General features: G+C 63.9%; 1 protein-coding gene. It reads right to left on the minus strand.

Going from position 1 to position 379, the window contains the following annotated elements; genetic code table 11:
- On the minus strand, positions 1 to 343 hold a 343-nt coding region (locus EXE44_RS18520), incomplete at its 3' end, for a GNAT family N-acetyltransferase (RefSeq protein WP_137718084.1).
- Between the last annotated feature and the right edge of the window lie 36 nt (positions 344 to 379).

The following is a 379-nucleotide window of genomic DNA, read 5'->3' on the forward strand; positions in this document are numbered from 1 at the left end:
CCATCGCCTCCACCCGTTCCACGACCGCCGTGCCGTACCCACGGCTTCGGTGTTCCGCGTCGATTTCGACGTTCACGATGCTGAGGTATCTGGACCGCTTTCGGGAGGGACGACTGCCGGTTTCGAGGGTGACGAACCCGACGGTCTCGCCGTTGACGACGACGAGGTAGTCGGTTATCGACGGCTCTTCGAGGTGCGCGCGAAAGCCGTCGTCCGGAACGTCCGTCGCGTCCTCGTAGACGATCTCGTTCAGCTCCGAGTACGGCTCCATCGCCGTCGCGAGGCCGAACCATCGGTCGACGAGGGCGCCGAGGTCGTTCTCGGTCGCTTCGACGAGTTCCATATCGCCCCACGACGGCAGACGACCTTCAGTTTTCGT

This window comes from Halorubrum sp. SS7, assembly GCF_005435055.1.
GTDB classification, from domain to species: domain Archaea; phylum Halobacteriota; class Halobacteria; order Halobacteriales; family Haloferacaceae; genus Halorubrum; species Halorubrum salinarum.